At 51.4% G+C, this 257-nt stretch carries 1 protein-coding gene; it reads left to right on the forward strand.

The features are described from left to right. Positions 1 to 69 precede the first annotated feature (69 nt). Positions 70 to 257: 3-oxoacyl-[acyl-carrier-protein] synthase III C-terminal domain-containing protein (locus ACSV5T_RS10030; RefSeq protein ID WP_438321031.1), on the forward strand; the 188-nt coding region annotated here is incomplete at its 3' end.

Consider the following 257-nt stretch of genomic DNA (forward strand, 5'->3'; position numbering starts at 1 on the left):
TCGGTCATTCTCGGAAGTGACGGAACCGGCGGAAAGTTCTTATACGAGAATGAAGAAGGTAAGATTGTCATGAACGGTCGTGAAGTGTTCAAATTCGCTGTCCGTAAGATGCCTGACATCGTCTTAGAGGCGTTGCGAGGGGCTGGGAAGACGATTGAAGACCTCGACGTCCTCGTGCCGCACCAGGCGAACCGTCGTATCATTGACGCAGCGATTGAACGGTTAGGGATTGACGAAGCAAAAGTTGTCGTCACGAT

This window comes from Veillonella sp. ZSJB6, from assembly GCF_051549505.1.
Taxonomy (GTDB): Bacteria; Bacillota; Negativicutes; order Veillonellales; family Veillonellaceae; genus Veillonella.